The organism is Pseudoalteromonas sp. RB2-MNA-CIBAN-0110, assembly GCF_040309305.1.
Taxonomy (GTDB): domain Bacteria; phylum Pseudomonadota; class Gammaproteobacteria; order Enterobacterales; family Alteromonadaceae; genus Pseudoalteromonas; species Pseudoalteromonas arctica.
The window spans coordinates 1-270 of record NZ_JBEOOQ010000188.1; the positions used below are offsets into that span (position 1 = coordinate 1).

1 protein-coding gene is annotated in these 270 nt (G+C 69.6%); it reads right to left on the reverse strand.

The annotated features are described in order from the left end of the window. Positions 1 to 270, reverse strand: a 270-nt coding sequence (locus tag AAEY68_RS21115; RefSeq protein ID WP_350586834.1) for a UDP-3-O-acyl-N-acetylglucosamine deacetylase, incomplete at both ends; no start/stop codon positions are given.

The window sequence follows — 270 nt, forward strand, 5'->3', positions numbered from 1 at the left end:
GCGCGATTTCGGTCGCGAATGCGGCCGGCGTCAGCGCCCCATCCCAGTGCATGTCGCCGAAGCCGCGCAGGTCGTTGCGCACGCTCAGTTCGTAACGCGGCGCCGGTTCGATCCGCATTTCGCGCCGCTGGTCGCCCTCGCCGTCCGTGACGACGACGGGCCGCAGCACGCGGATGAAGCGTTTCGGCGCATCGAGCGCGACACGGCCGCACGCGCGGATCGCATCCACCCAAGGTGCCGCGCTGCCATCGAGAATCGGCACTTCTTCCG